The sequence below is a fragment of the Amphritea balenae genome, from assembly GCF_003858655.1.
GTDB lineage: Bacteria > Pseudomonadota > Gammaproteobacteria > Pseudomonadales > Balneatricaceae > Amphritea > Amphritea balenae.
Map to the genome: position 1 here is coordinate 70,622 of NZ_RQXV01000011.1, position 20,371 is coordinate 90,992.

Consider the following 20,371-nt stretch of genomic DNA (forward strand, 5'->3'; position numbering starts at 1 on the left):
GTCTTCCTCAGGCTTTAATAGCTTTCATGTGGCAGCGCTCCACTTCTTCAGTAAAGCAGATTACAATAGCCCCCACCTGAACATGTGGTTATTAACGTTATGCCTGCTCGCCTGATACATCTGATCGCCCTATACCTTTGCCTGATGGTTACTACAGTCTGCCAGGCCGAGCCCGCCGACCTGCTTTCTGATTACGATATAGCTGAATCAGACAAGGGCATTAATGCACTGCCCCATAAACAGATCGTAGATATTTGTAACCGTATCGGCAAAAAATTAAGCAGCGTATCTAAACAGGACTGCTTAGATGGTAACTTCGATTCACCGCGTTTCTATTCGAACCGCAACAACCTGATACTTGAAAAACACTTTCACGCCCGGCCCGACCTGCACAACGCCCCCCGCATCCTGTTCTTAGGCGGTATTCATGGTGATGAATACTCCAGTGTCAGCGTGTCATTTAAATGGCTAAAGACCTTACAAGAAAATCATAGCGGTATTTTCGACTGGCACTTTATGCCACTCACCAACCCTGATGGTTTATTGCAAAAAAAATCATCGCGAGTTAATGCCAACAAAGTAGACCTGAACCGCAATTTCATCCCGGCTGAAACAGCGATCAATCCGATAAAACACTGGCAAACTTACGCCAAAAAACGTGCCCGTTATTATCCTGGCACCAGCCCACTGAGTGAACCAGAAACCCAGGCTATTCATCAACTGATTGAAGAGATAAAGCCAGATGTCATTGTCTCTGTTCACGCGCCCCATGGCATCCTGGATTATGACGGCACCATCACGCCACCTAAAAAGCTAGGACCGCTGCGCCTCAAACAACTAGGTACCTACCCCGGCTCTCTGGGTAATTACGGCTGGTTTGTTAAGCAGATCCCGGTAATGACAATTGAGTTAAAACACGCAGGCATCATGCCTAAAAGGAAAGATATCGATCGCATGTGGACCGACCTTATTCACTGGGTAAAACTACGCACCGATGGCGATGGCACCCTGCTGGCACGTAAAAGCACACCTTAGACCAGACAGTAAGCCAAAACTTTTACCAACAGTTTGGTTTACTTTTTCTTCAACGCTTTTTTCTCAGCCCTGCGTCGTTTAAAAAAAGCACTGATAATCCCGCTGCACTGCTCAGCCATTACGCCACCCGAATGCGTCGGCCAGTGATTCAGCCAACTCTGCTCATACAGCTGACTATTACTCACTATTGCACCGGCTTTTGGCTCAGTCGCACCGAACACAACACGATCGATTCGCGAATGAATAATAGCCCCGGCACACATGGTACAAGGCTCAATAGTGACATATAGCGTCGCACCGACAAGACGGTAATTTTCAAGCCGGCCTGCAGCATCCCGCATAGCCATAATTTCAGCGTGCGCAGTAGGATCATGGCCTGAAATTGGCTGATTCCAACCCTCACCTATGATCTCGCCATCCAGTACGATTACGGCACCCACCGGCACTTCATCCAACTCAGCGGCACGCGCCGCAAGCTCAAGGGCACGCGCCATCCACTTACGATCTGAATCCTGATCCGTTATCTCTTTAGTCATAGCCAAACAATATATTTATCGCTTCTATTAATCACTTCTATTAATCACTTCTATGTATCGCCTCGATACATCCACGACATACCTATATCCCGCATATAAAAGCCTGTATACAAAAAGACCGCATATAAAAAGCCCGCATTATGCGGGCTTTGTCATTAACAGATTAAGGTCGCTTATTCCCACTCGATAGTGGCCGGCGGCTTAGAACTGACATCGTAAGTCACACGAGACACATGTGGAATCTCGTTGATAATACGAGCAGAAACTGTTTCCAGTAGCTCATAAGGCAGATGCGCCCAACGGGCCGTCATGAAGTCGATAGTTTCAACGGCACGCAATGCAATAACGTATTCGTAACGACGACCATCACCTACCACACCAACAGACTTCACCGGCAGGAATACCGCAAAAGACTGACTGGTCTTGTGATACCAATCGGCAGCGTGCAACTCTTCCAGGAAGATCGCATCCGCTTCACGCAGAATATCCGCATATTCTTTCTTAACTTCACCCAGAATACGCACACCCAGACCCGGACCCGGGAACGGATGACGATAAACCATATCGTATGGCAGACCCAGCTCAAGGCCGATCTTGCGAACTTCATCCTTAAACAGTTCACGCAGTGGCTCAACCAGATCCATCTTCATATCGTCTGGCAAACCGCCAACATTATGGTGGGACTTGATTACATGTGCTTTACCGGTTTTCGCAGCAGCCGACTCAATCACGTCTGGATAGATAGTGCCCTGCGCCAGGAAGTTAACATCCTGAAGCTTAGTTGCTTCCTCATCGAACACTTCGATAAAGGTATTACCGATAATCTTACGCTTTTTCTCTGGATCATTTTCGCCCAGCAGACGACCCAGGAACAGATCTTCCGAGTCAGAACGGATCACGCGAACACCCATATTCTTAGCGAACATGTCCATCACCTGATCGCCTTCATTCTTACGCAGCAAACCATTATCAACAAACACACAGGTTAGCTGATCGCCAATCGCCTTATGCAACAACGCAGCGACCACTGAAGAATCAACACCGCCAGACAGACCCAGCAGTACTTTCTGACCACCAACTTGCTGCTGAACCTTCTCGATCAGATCAGCAATGATATTAGCCGGATTCCACAACGCTTCACAGTCACAGATCTCGCGTACGAAACGCTCAAGGATACGACCGCCCTGCTTAGTATGAGTTACCTCAGGGTGGAACTGCACACCGTAATAGTTTTTAGCTGGATGGCACATCGCAGCAACCGGCGCACTCTCTGTGCTGGCAATAACACCGAAGCCTTCTGGAAGATTACCTACTTTGTCACCGTGGCTCATCCATACATCGAGTAACAACGAACCGTTATTGGCGATATGATCTTCGATACCTTCCAACAGACGACTCGGACTGTCTTCCAAACGCACTTTGGCATAACCAAACTCGCGCTTATCAGAAGTAACTACGGAGCCACCCAGCTGCTCAGCCATCGTCTGCATACCGTAACAGATACCCAGAATTGGCACTTCCAGATCGAACACCACATCCGGTGCACGGGGAGAATCACCCTCAGTAACTGACTCAGGGCCACCCGCCAGAATAATACCTTTCGGTGCATATGCACGGATGTCAGACTCATCCATATCCCAGGGATGAATCTCACAGTAAATACCGATCTCACGTACACGACGCGCGATAAGCTGAGTGTATTGTGAACCGAAATCCAGAATCAGAATTCGCTGAGCATGAATATCTTGTGACATTTCGATGACTCCGAAATCATCGCCCCTAACTCTTAGAGTAAACAGGACGATCAGACTGCTTTAGCAGTATATTAAAAAAGAAAAAGTGGGAGGGCCGAAGCCATCCCACCTGCTTTATCAGTAAAGAGCCGATTATCCTACGCGATAATTCGGCGCTTCCTTCGTAATACTTACATCATGTACATGGCTTTCAGCCATACCTGCATTGGTGATACGAACAAACTCAGGCACGGTACGCATGGTCTGGATATCCGCACTACCGGTATAACCCATTGATGCACGCAGACCACCTACCAGCTGGTGCACTACACCACCCATAGGGCCTTTACAGGCAACACGACCTTCAATACCTTCAGGTACCAGCTTCTCGGCACCTTTAGATGCATCCTGGAAGTAACGGTCTGAAGAACCGGTACTTTGAGCCATTGCACCCAGAGAACCCATACCACGGTAAGACTTATAAGCCCGACCCTGGAACAGCTCAACTTCACCCGGCGCTTCATCGGTACCCGCCAGCATGGAACCAACCATCACTGCAGATGCACCGGCAACAACAGCCTTAGAAACATCACCAGAGAAGCGTATACCACCGTCAGCGATACAAGGAACGCCATATTTCTCCAATGCTGCAGAGACATTAGCTACCGCACTAATCTGAGGCACACCAACACCAGCGACAATACGTGTAGTACAGATAGAACCCGGACCGATACCAACCTTAACACCATCGGCACCCGCTTCAGCCAGAGCAATCGCTGCCGCTGCTGTTGCGATATTGCCACCAATTACCTGCACTTGCGGATAAGTTTGCTTCACCCAGGCAACACGATCGATAACGCCTCGGGAGTGACCGTGAGCTGTATCAACGATAATCACATCAACACCCGCTTTAACCAGGGCATCAACGCGCTCCTCAGTCTCAGCACCTGTACCTACAGCAGCACCTACAATCAGGCGACCTTTATCGTCTTTAGCTGCATTAGGATGGGTCAACGCTTTGTTCATATCCATTACGGTCATCATGCCGCACAGACCGAACTTATCATCAACGACCAGAATTTTTTCAATGCGGTGCTTGCGCAGCAAGTTACGTACATCATCGGGATCAGCCCCTTCCTGTACAGTAACCAGGCGCTCTTTCGGCGTCATGATGGACGCAACAGAGGCATCCAGTTTATTCTCGAAACGGGCATCACGGCCGGTAACGATACCAACCAGTTCACCGTTATCAATAACAGGGTAACCGGAAAAACCAAGACGGTTAGACAGGGCATTCAGTTCGCCAACTGTCATATCAGGACTGCAGGTCACAGGATCGCTAACCACACCGGCTTCGAACTTCTTAACCCGGCGTACTTCTTCAGCCTGCTCATCTATGGTCAGGTTTTTATGGATAATACCGATACCACCTTCCTGTGCCATGGCAATTGCCAGACCAGATTCGGTTACAGTATCCATTGCAGCGGAGACCAGAGGGATATTCAGCTCAATGCCTTTGGTCAGGCGAGATTTCAGCGATACGTCCTTTGGCAGTACTTCAGAGTAACCTGGTACCAGCAGAACATCGTCAAAAGTGAGGGCTTCTTCAGCGATTCGCAACATATGTGAGCGTGCCTGTAGTGTCTAAAAAAATAAGACGCGGGATTATAGCCTTTTGTCGAACTTCCGACAATCAAAAACAACACTCTTTCCAGCATTTTTCAACAATTAATATATTCCACAAATCCTCCGTTACAAACCTGCCGCAGGTTGGTTTACTATGCGCAGTATGCAATCAAATTCTTTCTCTCAAAAACGCACAACTCATCAACCTGTGGGCGCTACCCATAACCAGGCCCTGAGCGTTAGTGAACTCAACCGGCAGGTTAAATCCCTGCTCGAATCATCCTTTCTCACTATTCATGTTGAAGGTGAACTCTCTAATGTTGTCCGCCCCAGCTCCGGGCATTGGTATTTCACCCTGAAAGACAGGGATGCTCAGGTACGCTGCGCCATGTTCCGTAACCGTAACCAGTACCTGAAGTATCAGCCTAAGAATGGTGATCAGGTCGTGGTCCGAGCCAAAGTCAGTCTCTATCCAGGCCGGGGCGATTACCAACTGATCTGCGATTACATGGAAGAAAGCGGTACCGGATCACTGCAACGCGCCTATGAAGAGCTTAAGCTCAAACTACAGCAACAGGGACTGTTTGATCCGGCATTTAAAAAACCAATCCCGGAACACCCTCAACACCTCGGCGTGATCACCTCCTCTACCGGTGCAGCTGTTCACGATATCCTGACCGTATTGAAGCGACGCTTTCCATCACTTCCTGTCACACTATTCCCGACTTCGGTACAAGGCAATGAAGCAGCACCACAGATCGCAGATGCTATCCGTATAGCCAATGAAGATGGCCGCTGCGATGTATTGATCGTCGGGCGTGGAGGCGGCTCCCTTGAAGATCTCTGGCCGTTTAATGAAGAGATTGTCGCCCAGAGTATTTTCCACAGCGAAATACCTGTAATCAGTGCAGTAGGTCACGAGGTTGATGTCACTATTGCGGATTTTGTCGCCGATATGCGAGCCGCTACCCCCTCCGCAGCGGCAGAACTGATCAGCCCGGATCAGCAGCAACTGCTATTACAACTAAACCAATTGCAGCACCGTTTAAACCAGGCCTGGCAACGCAGCCTTCAACACCGACAGCAGCAATTACAATGGACCCGCGCCCGCCTGCGCCATCCAGGCGAGAAACTGCGTGAGCAGGCCCAGAAACTAGACGATTTTGAACTTCGACTGCAACGGGCAATCAACAATAAAGTCCAGCGCCAGAAAGACCGCTTTAGCGCGGCCGAGCAACGCTACCAACGCTGCTCCCCAGTACCTCAGATACACAACGCGCAGACTCGTGTCGAAGCGTTAAAGCAACGGCTTCAAAGCCTGATTACGCATAACCTGACACAACAATCATTAAAGCTAAAAGGTATTGCAGGCACGCTACACAGTGTCAGCCCTCTGGCCACACTGGAACGTGGTTATGCCATCGTTCAGGGTGACGACGGCAAGGTAGTACAGGACATCAACCAGCTTAGCCAAAACAAGACTGTCGAAACCCGCCTGCATAACGGCCGTTTCCAAAGTCAGATAACGGAAATCATCAAAGATTAAGGAATCAAAGCCATGCGTTTAACCCGTCTGATTCTTACCGGCCTAATCAGTATCGGCGTCAGCTACAATGTCGCTGCAGTAGATCTACCCGAGCAATCAAGAGTACCCGGCGGCATCGCTCTGATCCCCCTGGCCGATCTTAATTCTCAATCAGCACCTTCAGCCTGGTACCGGGGCAATCGGGTTATGGTCATCCCAACCACCGACACCCCTTATGCTGAACAGTCTCCCTGGCTGGCAGTCATCGGTATTCCATTGTCAGCCAAGCCCGCCGATGAACAATTAATGAAAGCTGATGGCAAACGCTTCCCTTTCAGGATTGACGATAAGGAATATGTCGAACAACGACTGACTATCACCAACAAGCGCCACGTTAATCCGAACCAACAGGACCTGGCTCGCTATAAGCAGGAAAAGGACGAAATGACTGCCGCCTTCAAAAACTGGTCATCTCCTGAACTGGAGACACTGGCGTTTAATCTGCCATCCGAAGGACGCTTCAGCAGCCCCTTCGGACTAAAGCGTTTCTTCAACGATCAACCCCGCAACCCGCATAGCGGCCTGGACATTGCTGGCGGCCAGGGTGGCGCTATCAATGCACCTGCGGCAGGTACTGTTGTTGCCGTAAGCGAATACTTTTTTAACGGCAATACCGTCATTCTGGATCACGGCTACGGCCTGACCACCATGTACTGCCATATGAGCCGCACCGACGTTAAGGTGGGAGATCAACTTAACACCGGAGACAGTATCGGCGCGATTGGCAAAACAGGCAGAGTTACAGGACCACACCTGCACTGGAGTGTCAGCATGAATAATACCCGGGTCGATCCACTACTCTTCGTAGATGAGAAATAACCGGCCAATTATTATCTGCACTGGAGCATCAGTATGAATAATACCCGGGTCGCCCTCCCCCTGTTCTTTATAGATGAGAAATAACCGTGCAGTTATGATCTGCACTGGAGCATCAGCATGAATAATACCCGGGTTGATCCGCTGCTTTTCGTAGATAAAAAATAACCAGCCACTTATGATCTGCACTGGAGTATCAGTATGAATGAGACCCCGGTCGATCTTCTACTTTTCGTAGATGAGAAATAACCGGCCATATATGATAGGCTTCGCCATTCTTTTAAAACCGAACCGACAGAGAAATCATGTCTGAATTAAAACTTGAAACAAACGAACAGATTGCCAGCTACGGTATCGGCCGTCAGATGGGCGATCACATTGCGACTCAAAGCTTTGAAGGCGTTGAGCTGAATGCAGTTATTGCTGGTATCCAACAGTCTTTCGCTGGCGAAGAGCTGAGCATTGAAGCTGAAAAGATTCAGGAAGCATTCAACGTAATCCAGGAACGCATGCAGAAGCAAGCTGAAGAAGCGGCTAAAGAAGCAGCTAAAGAAGGCACTCAGTACCTGGAAAAGAACGCTCAGCGCGAAGAAGTAATCGTTACAGATTCCGGTCTGCAATACGAAATTCTGACAGCTGGCGAAGAAGGCGGCGCTAACCCGACTCGTGAGTCCACTGTTCGCACTCATTACCACGGTACATTCATCGACGGTAAAGTATTTGACAGCTCTTACGAGCGCGGTCAGCCAGCTGAATTCCCAGTCGGCGGCGTTATTGCAGGCTGGACTGAAGCTCTGCAGCTGATGACTAAAGGCGCTAAATGGCGTTTGACTGTTCCTTATCAGCTGGCTTACGGCGAGCAAGGTTCACCAGGCGGCATTCCTCCACTGGCGACGCTGGTATTTGATGTTGAGCTGATCGACATTCTTTAAAAAAGATTCCAGGCAGCTATGCCTGGAAACTTTTAAAAGTGAATTATCACTTTAAGAAAAGACTGGTCAGGTATTTAACTATACTTCCCGGTCTTTTTTATGATCTGCTGGAAAGCCATTTCTAAATCATGAGTACTGGAGAATTAACAATATGCAGCTGAATGTTCAGATTCATGGCAATGGCGAACCTCTGATCATAATGCACGGCCTGTTTGGCACCCTGGAAAACTGGGGCGGACAGATTAAAGCACTGTCTGAACACTTCACCGTATATGCGGTAGATATGCGCAATCACGGTCGCTCTCCACACTCAGATACCTTTGATTATCCTTCGATGACGCAAGATGTATTGCAGTTAATGAATGATCATCAGCTAGCCAAAGCCCATATACTGGCTCACTCCATGGGTGGCAAAGCCGCGATGCAGCTAGCCCTTAACTATCCCGATCGCGTAGATAAGCTCATTATTGTCGATATTGCGCCGGTAACTTACCCCCACCACCATCAGGATGTCATGCGCGGCCTCAACGCGATACAACTGGCCAGCCTTAAGTCCCGCAACGAAGCAGACCAGCAGCTTAGCCAATACATCCCCGAGCTATCGGTACGTCAGTTCTTACTCAAAAACCTCTACAGGGATGAGCAAAAGCAGTTCGCCTGGAGAATGAATCTGCCAGTGATAGAAGCAAACTACCCAAATATCAGCATCGCACCGATCGGACCGCCTTATACAGCCCAAGTACTCTTTATCAAAGGCGAGCACTCCGATTACATCACTGCCGAGTACCGCGAACCTATTCTTAAACTATTTCCAAAAGCTGACTACAGAATGATACAAGGCACCGGCCACTGGCCTCACGCCGAGAAGCCCGGTATCTTCACTAAGATGGTTTTAAACTATTTATCGAAATAAATTTGCGCTTCTAAATTTCAAAGATGCAAGCAGCCAGACGGAGTGCTTCAGCTGCTTGCTAAAACCAGAGATTGGCGGGCACTTAATTCAGTTAAAAGCACTCGCTAAAACAGAACCGTCCTATTACTATGCATACCAAATTCATTTAAAGAAGTAATACTGTATGTCTCTTCCCCCTTGCCCGAAATGCAGCTCTGAATTCGTCTACCAGGATCAGGATATGTTGATCTGCCCGGAGTGCGCACACGAATGGAACCCCTCGCAAGCACTTGCTGAAGAAGAAACCCTGGACATCAGAGATGCCAACGGCACACAGTTACAAGAGGGCGATAAGATCACATTCATAAAAGACCTCAAGGTAAAAGGCAGCTCTCAGGTGCTTAAGATCGGCACAAAAGCCATAATCAAACGAATGGTTGAGGGCAAGGATCACCAGCTTGACTGCAAAGTAGATGGCACGGGAGATATGATGGTAACCGCAAAATTTGTCAAAAAAGCATAAGAATAAGAAGGATTTCGCTAACCATTAACAAGCGACAACGCCGCGCCTGGCCAACCACGAAAAGAGCTCAACCACTGTTATTAAATAAGCTGATCCAGAATAGAGCCTTCAGGAAAGAACTTATTTAGTACACCAGCATCGACCAGACGCTGGTTTATCTCAGCCAGACGCTTATTAACATCTTGCAGTCGCTCATTAAAATCCTGTAGCTGATCAGCCTGATCTTCATGACGGGACTGCAGGTCTTCGATGTTATTCTGTAACGCCTCAGAACGTCGGGTTTCACGTAACGAATCCGCCTCCTGACGACTGGTATTAAGCGCCTCAGAACTCTGCTCCTGACGCGCCAGTTCAGCCCTGGCATCGGCAGCTAATGCCGCAGCTCTTACTGCCACTGCCCGATCCTGGGTTGAGGGCTCTGATACGGCCAATGCCGCCCGCAATATAATCTCAGCCTTCTCCAGCGTCGCTTGCGGATCGTTAGGCACGGCCGAGGTATCAATACTCACCTCTCCCCCCACCGCATAGAGCCGGCCATCTGGCCCACGCTGATACTCAAATGTCGGCGCCCCGGCATGAGAACCACCTGCTGCCGCATGGCTCAGCTCGTGCTGACGCACCTCACGATCACGGGCAGCCAGCTCCCTGATCAGCTTTTGCTCATCGTCACTGACCTGCTGCTCAGATTTTGAATCACGACTAACTTCTGGCTGTCCAGAACCAGACTCTTTATCCGACCTATTCTCAACACTATTACCATAGGACTGACGAGCCCCAGATGCATTTTCGACACCTGAACCAGCCACACTGGGCGTAACCGTCAAAGGGGATGGAGTAGATTGTAACGCTTGAGATTGGGATGAAACAGAAGCAACAGTACCGGATACCGCAGCCTGAGGCGCAGCGGTAGAAGAGAGTGGCTGATTAGTATTAACAGCCAGTGAATTGACAGCTGTGGGTAACTGCATCAATCTCAACTCCTGCCAGATTAATTCCTGCTAGTCTGATTCCTACTGGAAAAGCTCCTGCTCAATGACGTATTTCAGATCTGTTTGATGTACTGCGCTTTCTTTAAATAGAGAAAACATTAAACATACCGAACAATTACGCCCGAATATCTATCAGTGTACCTAGTGTTTCCTCAGCAGACTGCACCACTTTAGTTGATGCCGCCACTGCATTTTTTTCGACTGCCAGATCGGTTAGAGCCTTATTTACATCATTACCACTGGCTTGCTCTGGTGACTCAGGCTTACCTGCACCGGCAATATCACTTGCCGCTTTCTGAACCCCATCAAGGCCCCGGTTAACACCCAGAACCCCAGTATTTAATGCAGATGTAACATTCATGATCACACCCCATGCTGTATTTTCTAAATCAATTCTGAATACAAAGCAGCTTTTTCGGATCCATGAAAACAAACTGCCCTGCCAATAATTCAGAATTATTATAGTCCAAAACACAACCTGGTTATTTTATGAACATCCCACAATGGGACCTATATCCAGAAAGCTGGCAACATGCTCTGGCGATGTATCACTGACATTAGGTACTTCGCCTAAGAGAGGTGCAGACAACATACCCCTCAGGGTATCCAGGTTTTCCTGATAGCAGCTCATATCAGGATCAACTTTATTAGCCACCCAACCCGCCAGACGCAGACCATCCTTAACAATCGCTTCAACGGTTAACAGGGTATGGCTTATACAACCCAGTTTCATACCCACAACCAACACCACAGGCACTTTTAACTGCTTTGGCAGATCAGCCAGTGTCTGACGGCTATTCAACGGTACCCGCCAGCCACCAGCCCCTTCAATCACCATGAAATCTGCAGGTTGCATCATCACCCCTCGACACAACGCCGCCATACGATCAGCATCCAGTCGCCGCCCGGCCTGGACTGCCGCAATATGAGGGGCAATTGCAGGCTCAAGCGCAATAGGATTCACCTGCTCATAGGCCAGCTTGATTGACGCTGTCTGCTGCAACAAAAGTGCATCTGAATTACGCAGCCCTTCATCAGTCTGTTCACATCCAGCCGCCACCGGCTTAACCGCAACAGTACGCAAACCTTTATCATTAGCGGCCTGCAACAGACCCGCAGCGATCACTGTCTTACCCACATCGGTATCAGTGCCAGCAACAAAAATAGTATTCTTAGCCATTGATCAGCTCTCCGTAAAAAACCTGGTATGTCGCAGGCAGCTTACCGTCACCACTTCGACGAAACTGCTCATAGGCCTGCTTAAACGCAACAATGCGGGCCTTACCCGTAAGCCCTTCCTGTCGACCTGCGCTTATATTATGTGCGCCTATCCCTTTAAGCTCTGTAGTCAGCTCACGCAACTCGCCATAAAGCAGCACGCGTTCTTGCTCTGCAATTGTCACCTGATCAAAATACTGATCGGCAAAATCACTCAGCGTTCGATAGCTAACAAAGCGGTTTACGTGCTGATACTTATCCACCGTCGACCAGGCATCGCGCAATTCATGTAACGTATGCGGGCCCAGAGTAGAGAAAAGAAACCGACCTCCCGGACGTAATACCCGCGATACCTCAGTAAACAGCGCCGGTAAATTTTCACACCACTGTATCGCCAGACTGGAAAAAATCAGATCAACAGAATTGTCAGCCAACGGTAACGCCTCAGCATCTCCGCACAACCAACTGCCTTGCTCAATATCCCGATGCGCTCTGGCATACTGCAACATACCGGGGGCCAGATCGATAGATATTAAGTGGTCAGGTTGCAGCTTACGCTGCAAGTGAGGGCCAAAAAAACCCGTACCACAGCCCAGATCAACCACCACAGCAGCGTCACTTTGAGGCAGTTTTTCTAACAGATCAAAACCCACCTGACGTTGCAGCTCAGCCACGGAATCATAACTCAACGCGGCTTTACTGAAAGACGCAGCAATATCCGCCTTATCAAACTGTGACGTATCTGATCCGGTACGCACAGCATTCATAACCAGGACTCCAACAACGCTACCACTTTCTCAGGAGCCGACACTAACGGCACATGTGATTGTTCAGACAGCACCTCTACCTTCGCAGTAGGACAAAGCCCTACTAAACCCGAGGCTATTTCAGCGGGTGCCAGGCTATCAAGCTGACAAAGAATATGCAGCACCGGCAGCTTAATGCCTGAAAAAAGATATCGGTAATCATCACGCAGTAGGGCCAGTGAATGACTCAACCCTGTCTCCGATGGCTGCGATGTTTCAGCCAACAATAATTTCAGCTGCTTAAGATCAGATCTTGCAGACACACTCCCCTGCACCTGTAGCATATTAAAACGCTGCAGAGTCTTAACCGGGTTATCCTTCAGAGAAGCTTCAAACTCGGCAAATACTTGCGGTGCCATTCCGGCACTCCAGTCATCACGCTGTACAAAACAGGGACTGGTTGCCAGGGTAACCAGCTTACTCACTCGCTCAGGGTACTGCTCAGCAAATGCCATCGCGGCAATCCCGCCCAGCGACCAGCCTAGCCATGCGGCTTTTTCAGGCGCCACATCTGCCAGCAGCTCAACAACAGCATCCAGAGAATAGGGATCCGGAATCAAATCAGCGCTACGCCCTAATCCAGGCAGATCGATCAGAGTAACCGAGTAATGAGCCAATCGCTCAACAAGAGGGTGCCACACAGAACTGTGCATCCCCCAGCCATGAATAAACACCAAAGGCTTGCCGTCTGGATCACCATAATGAGCCACATATAACTGACTCATAGACCACATTCCTGCTGCGCTTTCTCAAGTGCATCAAGCAGACGATCCAGCTGTTCCTCGGTGTGACTCGCGCTCAGCGTCACCCGTAAACGCGCCTCCCCCTGAGGCACAGTGGGGGGACGGATAGCCCCGATAAATATACCCTGCTGTTCCAACGCTGCGCTCATCTGCATCGCCTTCTCAGACTCACCCACCATGATCGGCTGGATAGGTGTTGGAGAATCAATAAGAGTCAGACCCAACTGCTCACAACCCGCACGGAAACGTTGAATAAGGTGATTCAGTTTTTCCCTGCGCCACTCTTCCTGCTGTAATAGCCTGAGACTGGCACGGGTCGCTTCAGCAACCGCTGGCGGCATACTGGTAGTGTAAATATAAGTACGGGCATGCTGTACCAGTGTTTCGATAAGCTCTTCAGAACCGGCCACAAAAGCACCGGATGTACCAAAGGCTTTACCCAGAGTACCCACTAAGACCTGCACCTGATCCGGTGTCATATCAAAATGGTCGACGACACCCCGCCCACCTTTTCCGATACAACCAAAACCGTGAGCATCATCAATCATCACCCAGGCATTGTGTCGTTGGGCTGCATCACTGATAGCAGGCAGATCTACCAGATCACCATCCATGCTAAACACACCATCTGCAACAACCAGCTTACGACGCGCTTCACTGCGCTGCAGTCGGGTTTCCAGATTCTTAGCATCATTGTGAAGGTAACGTTGAAAGCGTGCTCCGCTGAGTAATCCGGCATCCAGCAGTGAAGCATGATTTACCCGATCCTGAAATACCGCATCGCGCTTATCTATCAGCGCATTTACCGCACCAATATTTGCCATATAGCCCGTCGAGAACAGCAGCGCTTTAGGGCGCCCGGTGAACTCGGCCAGTTCTTCTTCCAGCGCATGATGCGCCTGACTATGGCCATTAACCAGGTGGGATGCTCCGCCGCCAACACCGTATTTTTCAGCACCTTTTTGCAGTGCTGAAATCACTTGCGGATGATTAGCCAGACCTAAGTAGTCATTAGAGCAAAAGGCCAGATAGTTTTTGCCATCGACCTGAACCTCGGGTGCCTGCGGGCTTTGTAAAATACGACGTTGCCGGTAAAGAGATTGCTGTTTACGCGCTTCCAGCTCTTCGCCCAGCTGATCAAAAGACATCGGATAAGATCCCTGTAATGCAGACCGGCCTCAGCCAGTCTGCAGGTGATGATTAAGCTTCGTAGAAATGCCCGGCATCCTGCTGCTTTTGCAGGTCTTTGATGATAGCTTGCTCCTGCGTATCATCGGTTTCAGAGATGCGCTGCTCAGGATTAATTCCCAAACGCTTAAACAGTAACAGGTCCCGATGAGTTCCCGGATTAGGTGTGGTCAGCAGACACTCTCCATAGAAGATTGAGTTGGCGCCCGCCATAAAGGTCATCGCCTGCATCTCATCACTCATGCTCTCACGACCCGCTGACAATCGAACATGGGACGCCGGCATCATGATACGTGCCACGGCGATATTTCGAACGAAGTCCAGATGATCCAGATCTTCAACATTTTCCATTGGCGTGCCAGCGACTTTAACCAACATATTGATAGGCACACTTTCAGGATGCTTAGGCATATTCGCCAGCTGACGCAGCAGACCGATACGATCCGTTGCCGTTTCACCCATCCCCAGAATACCGCCACTGCAAATCTTCATACCAGATTCACGCACGTGATGAAGCGTATCTAAACGATCCTGATAGGTACGGGTAGTAATAATTTTGTCGTAGAACTCTGGTGAGGTGTCCAGATTATGGTTGTAATAATCCAAGCCCGCATCCGCTAATTGGCCAGCCTTACCTTCATCCAGCATCCCCAGTGTCATACAGGTTTCCAGGCCTAACTCTTTCACCCCTTTGACCATCTCAACCACATAAGGCATATCTTTATCTGCCGGATGCTTCCAGGCAGCCCCCATACAGAAACGGGTAGAACCGGTCTCTTTCGCCTTGCGGGCTTTTTCCAATACCGCTTCAACCTGCATCAGGCGCTCTTTTTCCAGACCGGTATTGTAATGACCGCTCTGTGGACAATATTTACAGTCTTCAGGACAAGCGCCGGTTTTAATAGAGAGTAGAGTACTTACCTGAACCTCATTTGGATTGAAGTTCTGACGATGAACAACCTGCGCCTGGAACAGCAGATCATTAAATGGCAGATCGAACAGCGCCTTTACTTCCTGCTCAGTCCAGTCATGTCGGGGCTCTTGTCGAAGATCTGTCTGGTGTTGTTGCATCGCGGTGACTATCCTGTGTTATGCCTGATTTCAGGTATTTTTTTCAGAAGGACTAATTTTAATCCGACAGAAGGATCTGTCAACTATGTTTTTAAAATACAAAAACAACTGGTTATTATTTAACCAGAAGAAACCCTGCGTTTTATGCCGCCAAACAACTGAAAATCCCGACGCTATCTGTAGCGGATGCGCAGCGGACCTACCCTGGCTAACATTGTGCTGTAACCGTTGCGCCCTTCCACTTAACAGCACACCTGAACACCCAACCCTCTGCCCGGACTGCCTGAAAAAGCCACCGCCCTTTACGCAAATCATTGCGCCATTTGAATACCGTTTCCCGATTGACCAGATGATTTTGCAAGCCAAATTCAACAACAGAAGCTACCTGCTACCACCCCTGGCATACCTGTTGGCAGATAAACTAAAACAGTCAATGACAGAACATTCCCGGATACCAGACCTGATTGTTGCCGTCCCCTTACACCCCAGCCGCCTACTCGAACGCCAGTATAATCAATCAGCGATACTGGCTAAGATAGTCGCCCAACAACTGAATATTCCTTTATCAAATAACTTACTGATCAAGCAGAACAAAACACCTCACCAGGCCAGTCTCGATCACAAAACCAGGCAAAAGAATCTGAAAGACAGTTTCCGCTGCCTGTCGACACCTCCGACATCGGTAGCCATTATCGACGATGTAGTGACTACCGCAGCAACAGCCACTGAAATATCAAGACTACTACTCCGAAAAGGGTGTCAAAATGTTGATGTATGGGCTATCGCCCGCACCGGAAAAGAGTTATTTTTTTAGTAAGTCGGTATTTTACATTGAATTATCAATAACACCTGAAGATGTAATAAGTCGTCAGCTGCCAACATTCAGACACTTATTACCTGCCTGTTATTTTCTACAAGGAGCCCGCAATGGATCTGAGTAACATTGGCGACCTGTTCGGCGGCCTGGGCCTGTTTTTGCTCGGCATGCAACTAATGACCAGCGGCCTTAAACGCGCAGCGGGTAACACTCTTCGCAAAGCTTTGGAGGCTGCAACAAAATCCCGTTTAAGAGGACTTATCTCTGGCACCGCCATTACCGCACTGGTCCAGTCATCCACCGCAGTAACCGTTGCCACTATCGGTTTTGTTAACACAGGTCTGTTAAATCTTGGCCAGTCCGTCGCGGTTATTTACGGCTGTAATATAGGCACTACTATGACTGGTTGGCTGGTAGCCACCATCGGCTTTAAATTAAAAATCAGCGCGTTTGCCCTGCCAATGATCGGCGCCGGCATGGCCATGCGGCTTATCGGTGGTGAAAAAAGTTATGCCCATATGGGCACCGCCCTAACCGGTTTCGGACTATTCTTTATCGGCTTATCCTTTCTGAAGGGTACTTTCACCGGCCTCGAAAACAGCATACCTTTCGAAGCGATCGGCCAGACCGGATGGGGGCTGGCCCTGTTCGTCTTTGTCGGCTTTATGCTAACCGTGTTGATTCAGTCTTCCAGTGCAGCCATGGCTATAACACTATCGATGGCCGCCACCGGGGCCATCCCTCTGGCGGCAGCCGGCGCCCTAGTCATCGGTGCTAACATGGGCACTACATCTACCGCCGCTTTATCCGTCATAGGCGCGACATCTAATGCCAAACGAATCGCCTGCGCCCACGTATTCTTTAATTTGATAACCGGATTTGTCGGGCTATTATTACTAATTACCCTGGCCGGCACCATTAACAATTCAGGCTGGGCCCAGAGCTTTGATCTGGTGATTTTACTCGCTCTGTTCCACACTATATTCAACACCGCTGGCGTATTGATCATGTGGCCGATCACCACCCCCATGGTAAAATTTCTTAAGACCCTGTTTCGCAAGGCTGAGGAAGATCAGGCAAAAGCCCGCTATCTGGACAAAAACATCCTGGAAACCCCTCCACTAGCAATTGATGCTATGACCCGCGAATTAAGCCGGGTTAGTCGAATGACCGCCTCTTTAGCCAAAGCATCCCTGAGCGCAGAAGTAGGCGAGCGCAAGCAGATTCGCGATCAGATGAATATCATTAATAAGATCATCGTTCAGATAGGTAGTTTCAACCAGAAACTTGCACAACAAAACCTGAGTGAAGAGTCCTCTCAGATTCTGCCGAGCGCAATGCGGGTCGCCCGCTACTTTAACGAGATGTCCCGGCTATCCTGCCTGATCGTTGATTACAGCACCCGCTTCGATAAAGTAAATGACAGCAGTACCCAGAAAGATATTTATGAACTCAAGAAAATCACTAACAAGATCATTGATGCTGCAACTATTGATGACGAGATTTCTGTTTCATCTTCCGATAGTCGGGCTGTACTGAAAAAACTGGAAAAGAAATATCAAAAAATAAAACAACATACACTGGATGCCATGATCGAGGGCAGGCTTAGCCCGGATGAGGGTACTGACCTGCTTGATTCTCTGAGTCATATTCATCGCCTGGGCCAGCAGGCCGAGAAAAGCTCCCGCTATTGGAGCAGCCTGAGCCCGATAGAGCACCGATCTCCAGTATCAGGCACAGAGGAAAGCAGCGGGGACTCAGATTCACATCAAAAGCACAAAAGTTCTAAAAGAGAGAATTCTAAAAAAGAAGACTCTAAAAGAGATGATCCAGATACAAAAGAATCGCTGGCCATCGACTAATCTGAATTGCAAAATAGGCGGTCAAACCTGCTTGCTAACAAACTGGAGAGGCATTATGGATAATCTTGAAAGCAGAGCCTGCCAACTGGCCCGGGAATTTTTAGGCCACGCAATAAAAGTCCGTGCCGAGAACCCGGAATACGCCCAATCGCCAGAACAGAGCTGCTTTATTGTCGGCATGGAATTGGGAAGACTGGCTCAGAACGCAGACCAACAAGGTAAGCAGGATATCCTTAACGGGCTAACCAAAGCCCTTCAACAACTCAAACTCAGTGAGCAGGAAAGCCAGACGATCTACAACACACTGGCCCCACAGATAATGCCCGCCGATAAATAAAAGTTCCTATGACTCATTCAAGCCTCAGCATCAATCCTATCGCCTTGATTCACAGCGGTTATAAAGAAAAATTTGGTATCCCTCGTCAACCCGGATTAGCCGCTTCGATGACGGCAACTATAGAGTTACTCCCCCCCTTCGATAGCCCAGACACCGTCAGAGGATTAGAACACTGCAGTCATATCTGGCTGCTATTTGTCTTTAGCGCCTGCGTAGATAAAGGCTGGTCGCCTCTGGTTCGCCCACCCCGACTAGGCGGAAATGAAAAGCTCGGCGTTTTCGCAACCCGCTCTCCCTTTCGGCCCAATCCTGTTGGCCTGTCGCCAGTAAAGCTCGATCAGATCAGAAAAGATAATGGCAAAGTATTTCTTGATGTCAGTGGAGCCGATCTGCTGGATCAGACACCGATTATCGATATCAAACCCTATCTGCCTTACGCTGATATTATTCCTGAAGCGGAATTTGAACTGGCGTCTTCAATCGAGATGCTCGACCTGCCCGTACACTTTAATTCTGCGGCGACTGCCGCTCTGCTGACACATAGCAACCGCCTTCAACAACCATTACAGCAGCAGATAGAAGAAGTACTACAGTGTGATCCCAGGCCGGCGTACCATAAGGGAAAGGACAACAATCGGGACTATGGCATTAAGCTACACGACCTGAACATTCGCTGGCAGATTTCTGATAGCAGAATCGATGTAACCATCATCGAAAAGGTCAATTGAACCGACCACCTTTCTTCACCCCACCCTCACAAGTCAATAGGCAAACAAAAAAACATACCCAAAGTGCGCAGTTTGCTTGACAGTATATGCATAACTCCTTATGTTATTGGCCGTAGGCAGGGAAAGCCTGAAATAACAAATGGATAACATCCATCCCAGTCTATGCCCCGACTAACAACAAAAGAAATAAGGGCCCATTACGATGGAAAACTATAAGTTTCAGTTGTCTTTTAGTTTACCCGGATATCTTAACGATATTTCCCACCGATTTGATTTCGATACACTGAGCACTCAGGGTTTTGATATCAACCTGAATCAGCATCAGGTTATCTGCCAATGTAAGCGCCCAGGCAATTCAGCCCTGCGCACGATCAAAGACTCGATCACTCATATTCAGGATATTTTACCTGAAGCATCACTTCAGGCTGTATCCCCGGATCTGGTGCCTTATGATGCCGTGGCCAAAGTCCTTAAATTAAGTAACGTTAAGTTTAAGGCTCTCATTGCCAGTGAATCCAACGCATTCCCCAAGCCTTCACCAAGATCTGAAAAGCCAGCCTGGCACTTGAAAGAAGTACTGGAGTGGAATCGGGATCATCGACTACAAGAGATCAACAGCACCATATTTGAAACCTCTTTGGCAGCACATAAACTTAATTCCCTGCAGCACAGAACCCCGACCAGAACACAAAGCCAGGGCTATGAGCTACCCGACAAGTATGCCGCCAGAAGCTTTGCAGCCAAGCCTGTCGCCGAACCTAAGCTATACAGATAATGTGCGATGAAACTATATCAGTAGTGAGATTAAACTCATAAGTCAGGCCCGAAACACAGAACAGCCAGACAAAAAAAGGCAGCGCATAGCGCTGCCAAAGACTTGTTGCTGGAGAACAACTTCTAAACCTTTACTTACATCCTTTACTCAATCCAACCT

Annotated in this window: 22 protein-coding genes; 11 read left to right on the forward strand and 11 right to left on the reverse strand. The window is 48.9% G+C overall.

Annotation, left to right across the window (positions count from 1 at the left end; translation table 11 throughout):
- Positions 1-99: 99 nt before the first annotated feature.
- The gene (locus tag EHS89_RS17160; RefSeq protein ID WP_229753683.1) at positions 100-1,035 is read left to right on the forward strand and encodes a M14 family zinc carboxypeptidase; all 936 of its coding nucleotides are present in this window, start codon (positions 100-102) and stop codon (positions 1,033-1,035) included.
- A gap of 38 nt (positions 1,036-1,073) precedes the next feature.
- Here EHS89_RS17160 and tadA read toward each other — a convergent pair whose 3' ends face one another.
- The 3 genes from tadA to guaB form a co-directional block, all read right to left on the reverse strand.
- Complete coding sequence (tadA, locus tag EHS89_RS17165; protein WP_124927402.1) at positions 1,074-1,571, reverse strand: tRNA adenosine(34) deaminase TadA; 498 nt, start codon at positions 1,569-1,571, stop codon at positions 1,074-1,076.
- Positions 1,572-1,744: 173 nt separating this feature from the next.
- On the reverse strand, positions 1,745-3,325 hold the full coding sequence (guaA, locus tag EHS89_RS17170) for a glutamine-hydrolyzing GMP synthase (RefSeq protein ID WP_124927403.1): 1,581 nt from the start codon (positions 3,323-3,325) through the stop codon (positions 1,745-1,747).
- 132 nt (positions 3,326-3,457) lie between these two features.
- A complete protein-coding gene (gene guaB / locus EHS89_RS17175) occupies positions 3,458-4,927 on the reverse strand; it encodes an IMP dehydrogenase (protein ID WP_124927404.1) in 1,470 nt (489 codons plus the stop codon).
- Between the two features lie 166 nt (positions 4,928-5,093).
- Between guaB and xseA the strand changes: the two genes are divergently transcribed.
- Positions 5,094-6,476 (forward strand): exodeoxyribonuclease VII large subunit, encoded by a 1,383-nt coding sequence (xseA, locus tag EHS89_RS17180; protein ID WP_124927475.1) that lies wholly within the window; start codon positions 5,094-5,096, stop codon positions 6,474-6,476.
- Between the two features lie 12 nt (positions 6,477-6,488).
- Positions 6,489-7,334 carry a M23 family metallopeptidase gene (locus EHS89_RS17185; RefSeq protein ID WP_124927405.1) on the forward strand — a complete coding sequence of 282 codons (846 nt, stop codon included), beginning with the start codon at positions 6,489-6,491 and terminating at the stop codon, positions 7,332-7,334.
- Here the strand turns inward: EHS89_RS17185 and EHS89_RS17190 are convergent.
- The gene (locus tag EHS89_RS17190; protein WP_124927406.1) at positions 7,311-7,520 is read right to left on the reverse strand and encodes a hypothetical protein; all 210 of its coding nucleotides are present in this window, start codon (positions 7,518-7,520) and stop codon (positions 7,311-7,313) included. The two genes, EHS89_RS17185 and EHS89_RS17190, sit on opposite strands and share 24 nt — an antisense overlap.
- Before the next feature lie 116 nt (positions 7,521-7,636).
- Here EHS89_RS17190 and EHS89_RS17195 point away from each other — a divergent pair, with 116 nt between their 5' ends.
- The 3 genes from EHS89_RS17195 (at position 7,637) to EHS89_RS17205 (ending at position 9,678) form a co-directional block, all read left to right on the forward strand.
- Positions 7,637-8,263: a BamJ family beta-barrel-assembly machinery protein gene (locus EHS89_RS17195; RefSeq protein WP_124927407.1), complete on the forward strand. Its 627-nt coding sequence runs from the start codon at positions 7,637-7,639 to the stop codon at positions 8,261-8,263.
- A gap of 151 nt (positions 8,264-8,414) precedes the next feature.
- Entirely contained in the window at positions 8,415-9,176 is a 762-nt protein-coding gene (locus EHS89_RS17200) for an alpha/beta fold hydrolase (protein WP_124927408.1), read from the forward strand.
- Positions 9,177-9,339: 163 nt separating this feature from the next.
- Positions 9,340-9,678 carry a zinc ribbon domain-containing protein YjdM gene (locus EHS89_RS17205; RefSeq protein ID WP_124927409.1) on the forward strand — a complete coding sequence of 113 codons (339 nt, stop codon included), beginning with the start codon at positions 9,340-9,342 and terminating at the stop codon, positions 9,676-9,678.
- 80 nt (positions 9,679-9,758) lie between these two features.
- Here the strand turns inward: EHS89_RS17205 and EHS89_RS17210 are convergent, their stop codons facing one another.
- The 7 genes from EHS89_RS17210 to bioB form a co-directional block, all read right to left on the reverse strand.
- Positions 9,759-10,646: a putative metalloprotease CJM1_0395 family protein gene (locus tag EHS89_RS17210; protein ID WP_124927410.1), complete on the reverse strand. Its 888-nt coding sequence runs from the start codon at positions 10,644-10,646 to the stop codon at positions 9,759-9,761.
- A gap of 136 nt (positions 10,647-10,782) precedes the next feature.
- On the reverse strand, positions 10,783-11,028 hold the full coding sequence (locus tag EHS89_RS17215; RefSeq protein ID WP_124927411.1) for a hypothetical protein: 246 nt from the start codon (positions 11,026-11,028) through the stop codon (positions 10,783-10,785).
- Positions 11,029-11,154: 126 nt separating this feature from the next.
- The gene (gene bioD, locus EHS89_RS17220) at positions 11,155-11,847 is read right to left on the reverse strand and encodes a dethiobiotin synthase (RefSeq protein WP_124927412.1); all 693 of its coding nucleotides are present in this window, start codon (positions 11,845-11,847) and stop codon (positions 11,155-11,157) included.
- The gene (gene bioC, locus EHS89_RS17225; protein ID WP_124927413.1) at positions 11,840-12,652 is read right to left on the reverse strand and encodes a malonyl-ACP O-methyltransferase BioC; all 813 of its coding nucleotides are present in this window, start codon (positions 12,650-12,652) and stop codon (positions 11,840-11,842) included. Before bioC ends, bioD begins: the two co-directional genes overlap by 8 nt.
- Positions 12,649-13,416: a pimeloyl-ACP methyl ester esterase BioH gene (gene bioH / locus EHS89_RS17230; protein WP_170167537.1), complete on the reverse strand. Its 768-nt coding sequence runs from the start codon at positions 13,414-13,416 to the stop codon at positions 12,649-12,651. The genes bioC and bioH overlap by 4 nt, the downstream gene beginning before the upstream one ends.
- The gene (bioF, locus tag EHS89_RS17235) at positions 13,413-14,582 is read right to left on the reverse strand and encodes an 8-amino-7-oxononanoate synthase (RefSeq protein ID WP_124927415.1); all 1,170 of its coding nucleotides are present in this window, start codon (positions 14,580-14,582) and stop codon (positions 13,413-13,415) included. Before bioF ends, bioH begins: the two co-directional genes overlap by 4 nt.
- A gap of 52 nt (positions 14,583-14,634) precedes the next feature.
- Entirely contained in the window at positions 14,635-15,693 is a 1,059-nt protein-coding gene (gene bioB, locus EHS89_RS17240) for a biotin synthase BioB (protein ID WP_124927416.1), read from the reverse strand.
- A gap of 85 nt (positions 15,694-15,778) precedes the next feature.
- Between bioB and EHS89_RS17245 the strand changes: the two genes are divergently transcribed.
- The 5 genes from EHS89_RS17245 to EHS89_RS17265 all read left to right on the forward strand — a co-directional run bounded on the left by EHS89_RS17245 (position 15,779) and on the right by EHS89_RS17265 (position 20,212).
- Entirely contained in the window at positions 15,779-16,507 is a 729-nt protein-coding gene (locus EHS89_RS17245) for a ComF family protein (RefSeq protein WP_124927417.1), read from the forward strand.
- Positions 16,508-16,620: 113 nt separating this feature from the next.
- Complete coding sequence (locus tag EHS89_RS17250; RefSeq protein ID WP_124927418.1) at positions 16,621-18,372, forward strand: Na/Pi cotransporter family protein; 1,752 nt, start codon at positions 16,621-16,623, stop codon at positions 18,370-18,372.
- 55 nt (positions 18,373-18,427) lie between these two features.
- A complete protein-coding gene (locus EHS89_RS17255) occupies positions 18,428-18,709 on the forward strand; it encodes a hypothetical protein (protein WP_124927419.1) in 282 nt (93 codons plus the stop codon).
- A gap of 8 nt (positions 18,710-18,717) precedes the next feature.
- The gene (tsaA, locus tag EHS89_RS17260; protein WP_124927420.1) at positions 18,718-19,437 is read left to right on the forward strand and encodes a tRNA (N6-threonylcarbamoyladenosine(37)-N6)-methyltransferase TrmO; all 720 of its coding nucleotides are present in this window, start codon (positions 18,718-18,720) and stop codon (positions 19,435-19,437) included.
- Between the two features lie 202 nt (positions 19,438-19,639).
- Entirely contained in the window at positions 19,640-20,212 is a 573-nt protein-coding gene (locus EHS89_RS17265; RefSeq protein WP_124927421.1) for a hypothetical protein, read from the forward strand.
- Positions 20,213-20,371 lie beyond the last annotated feature (159 nt).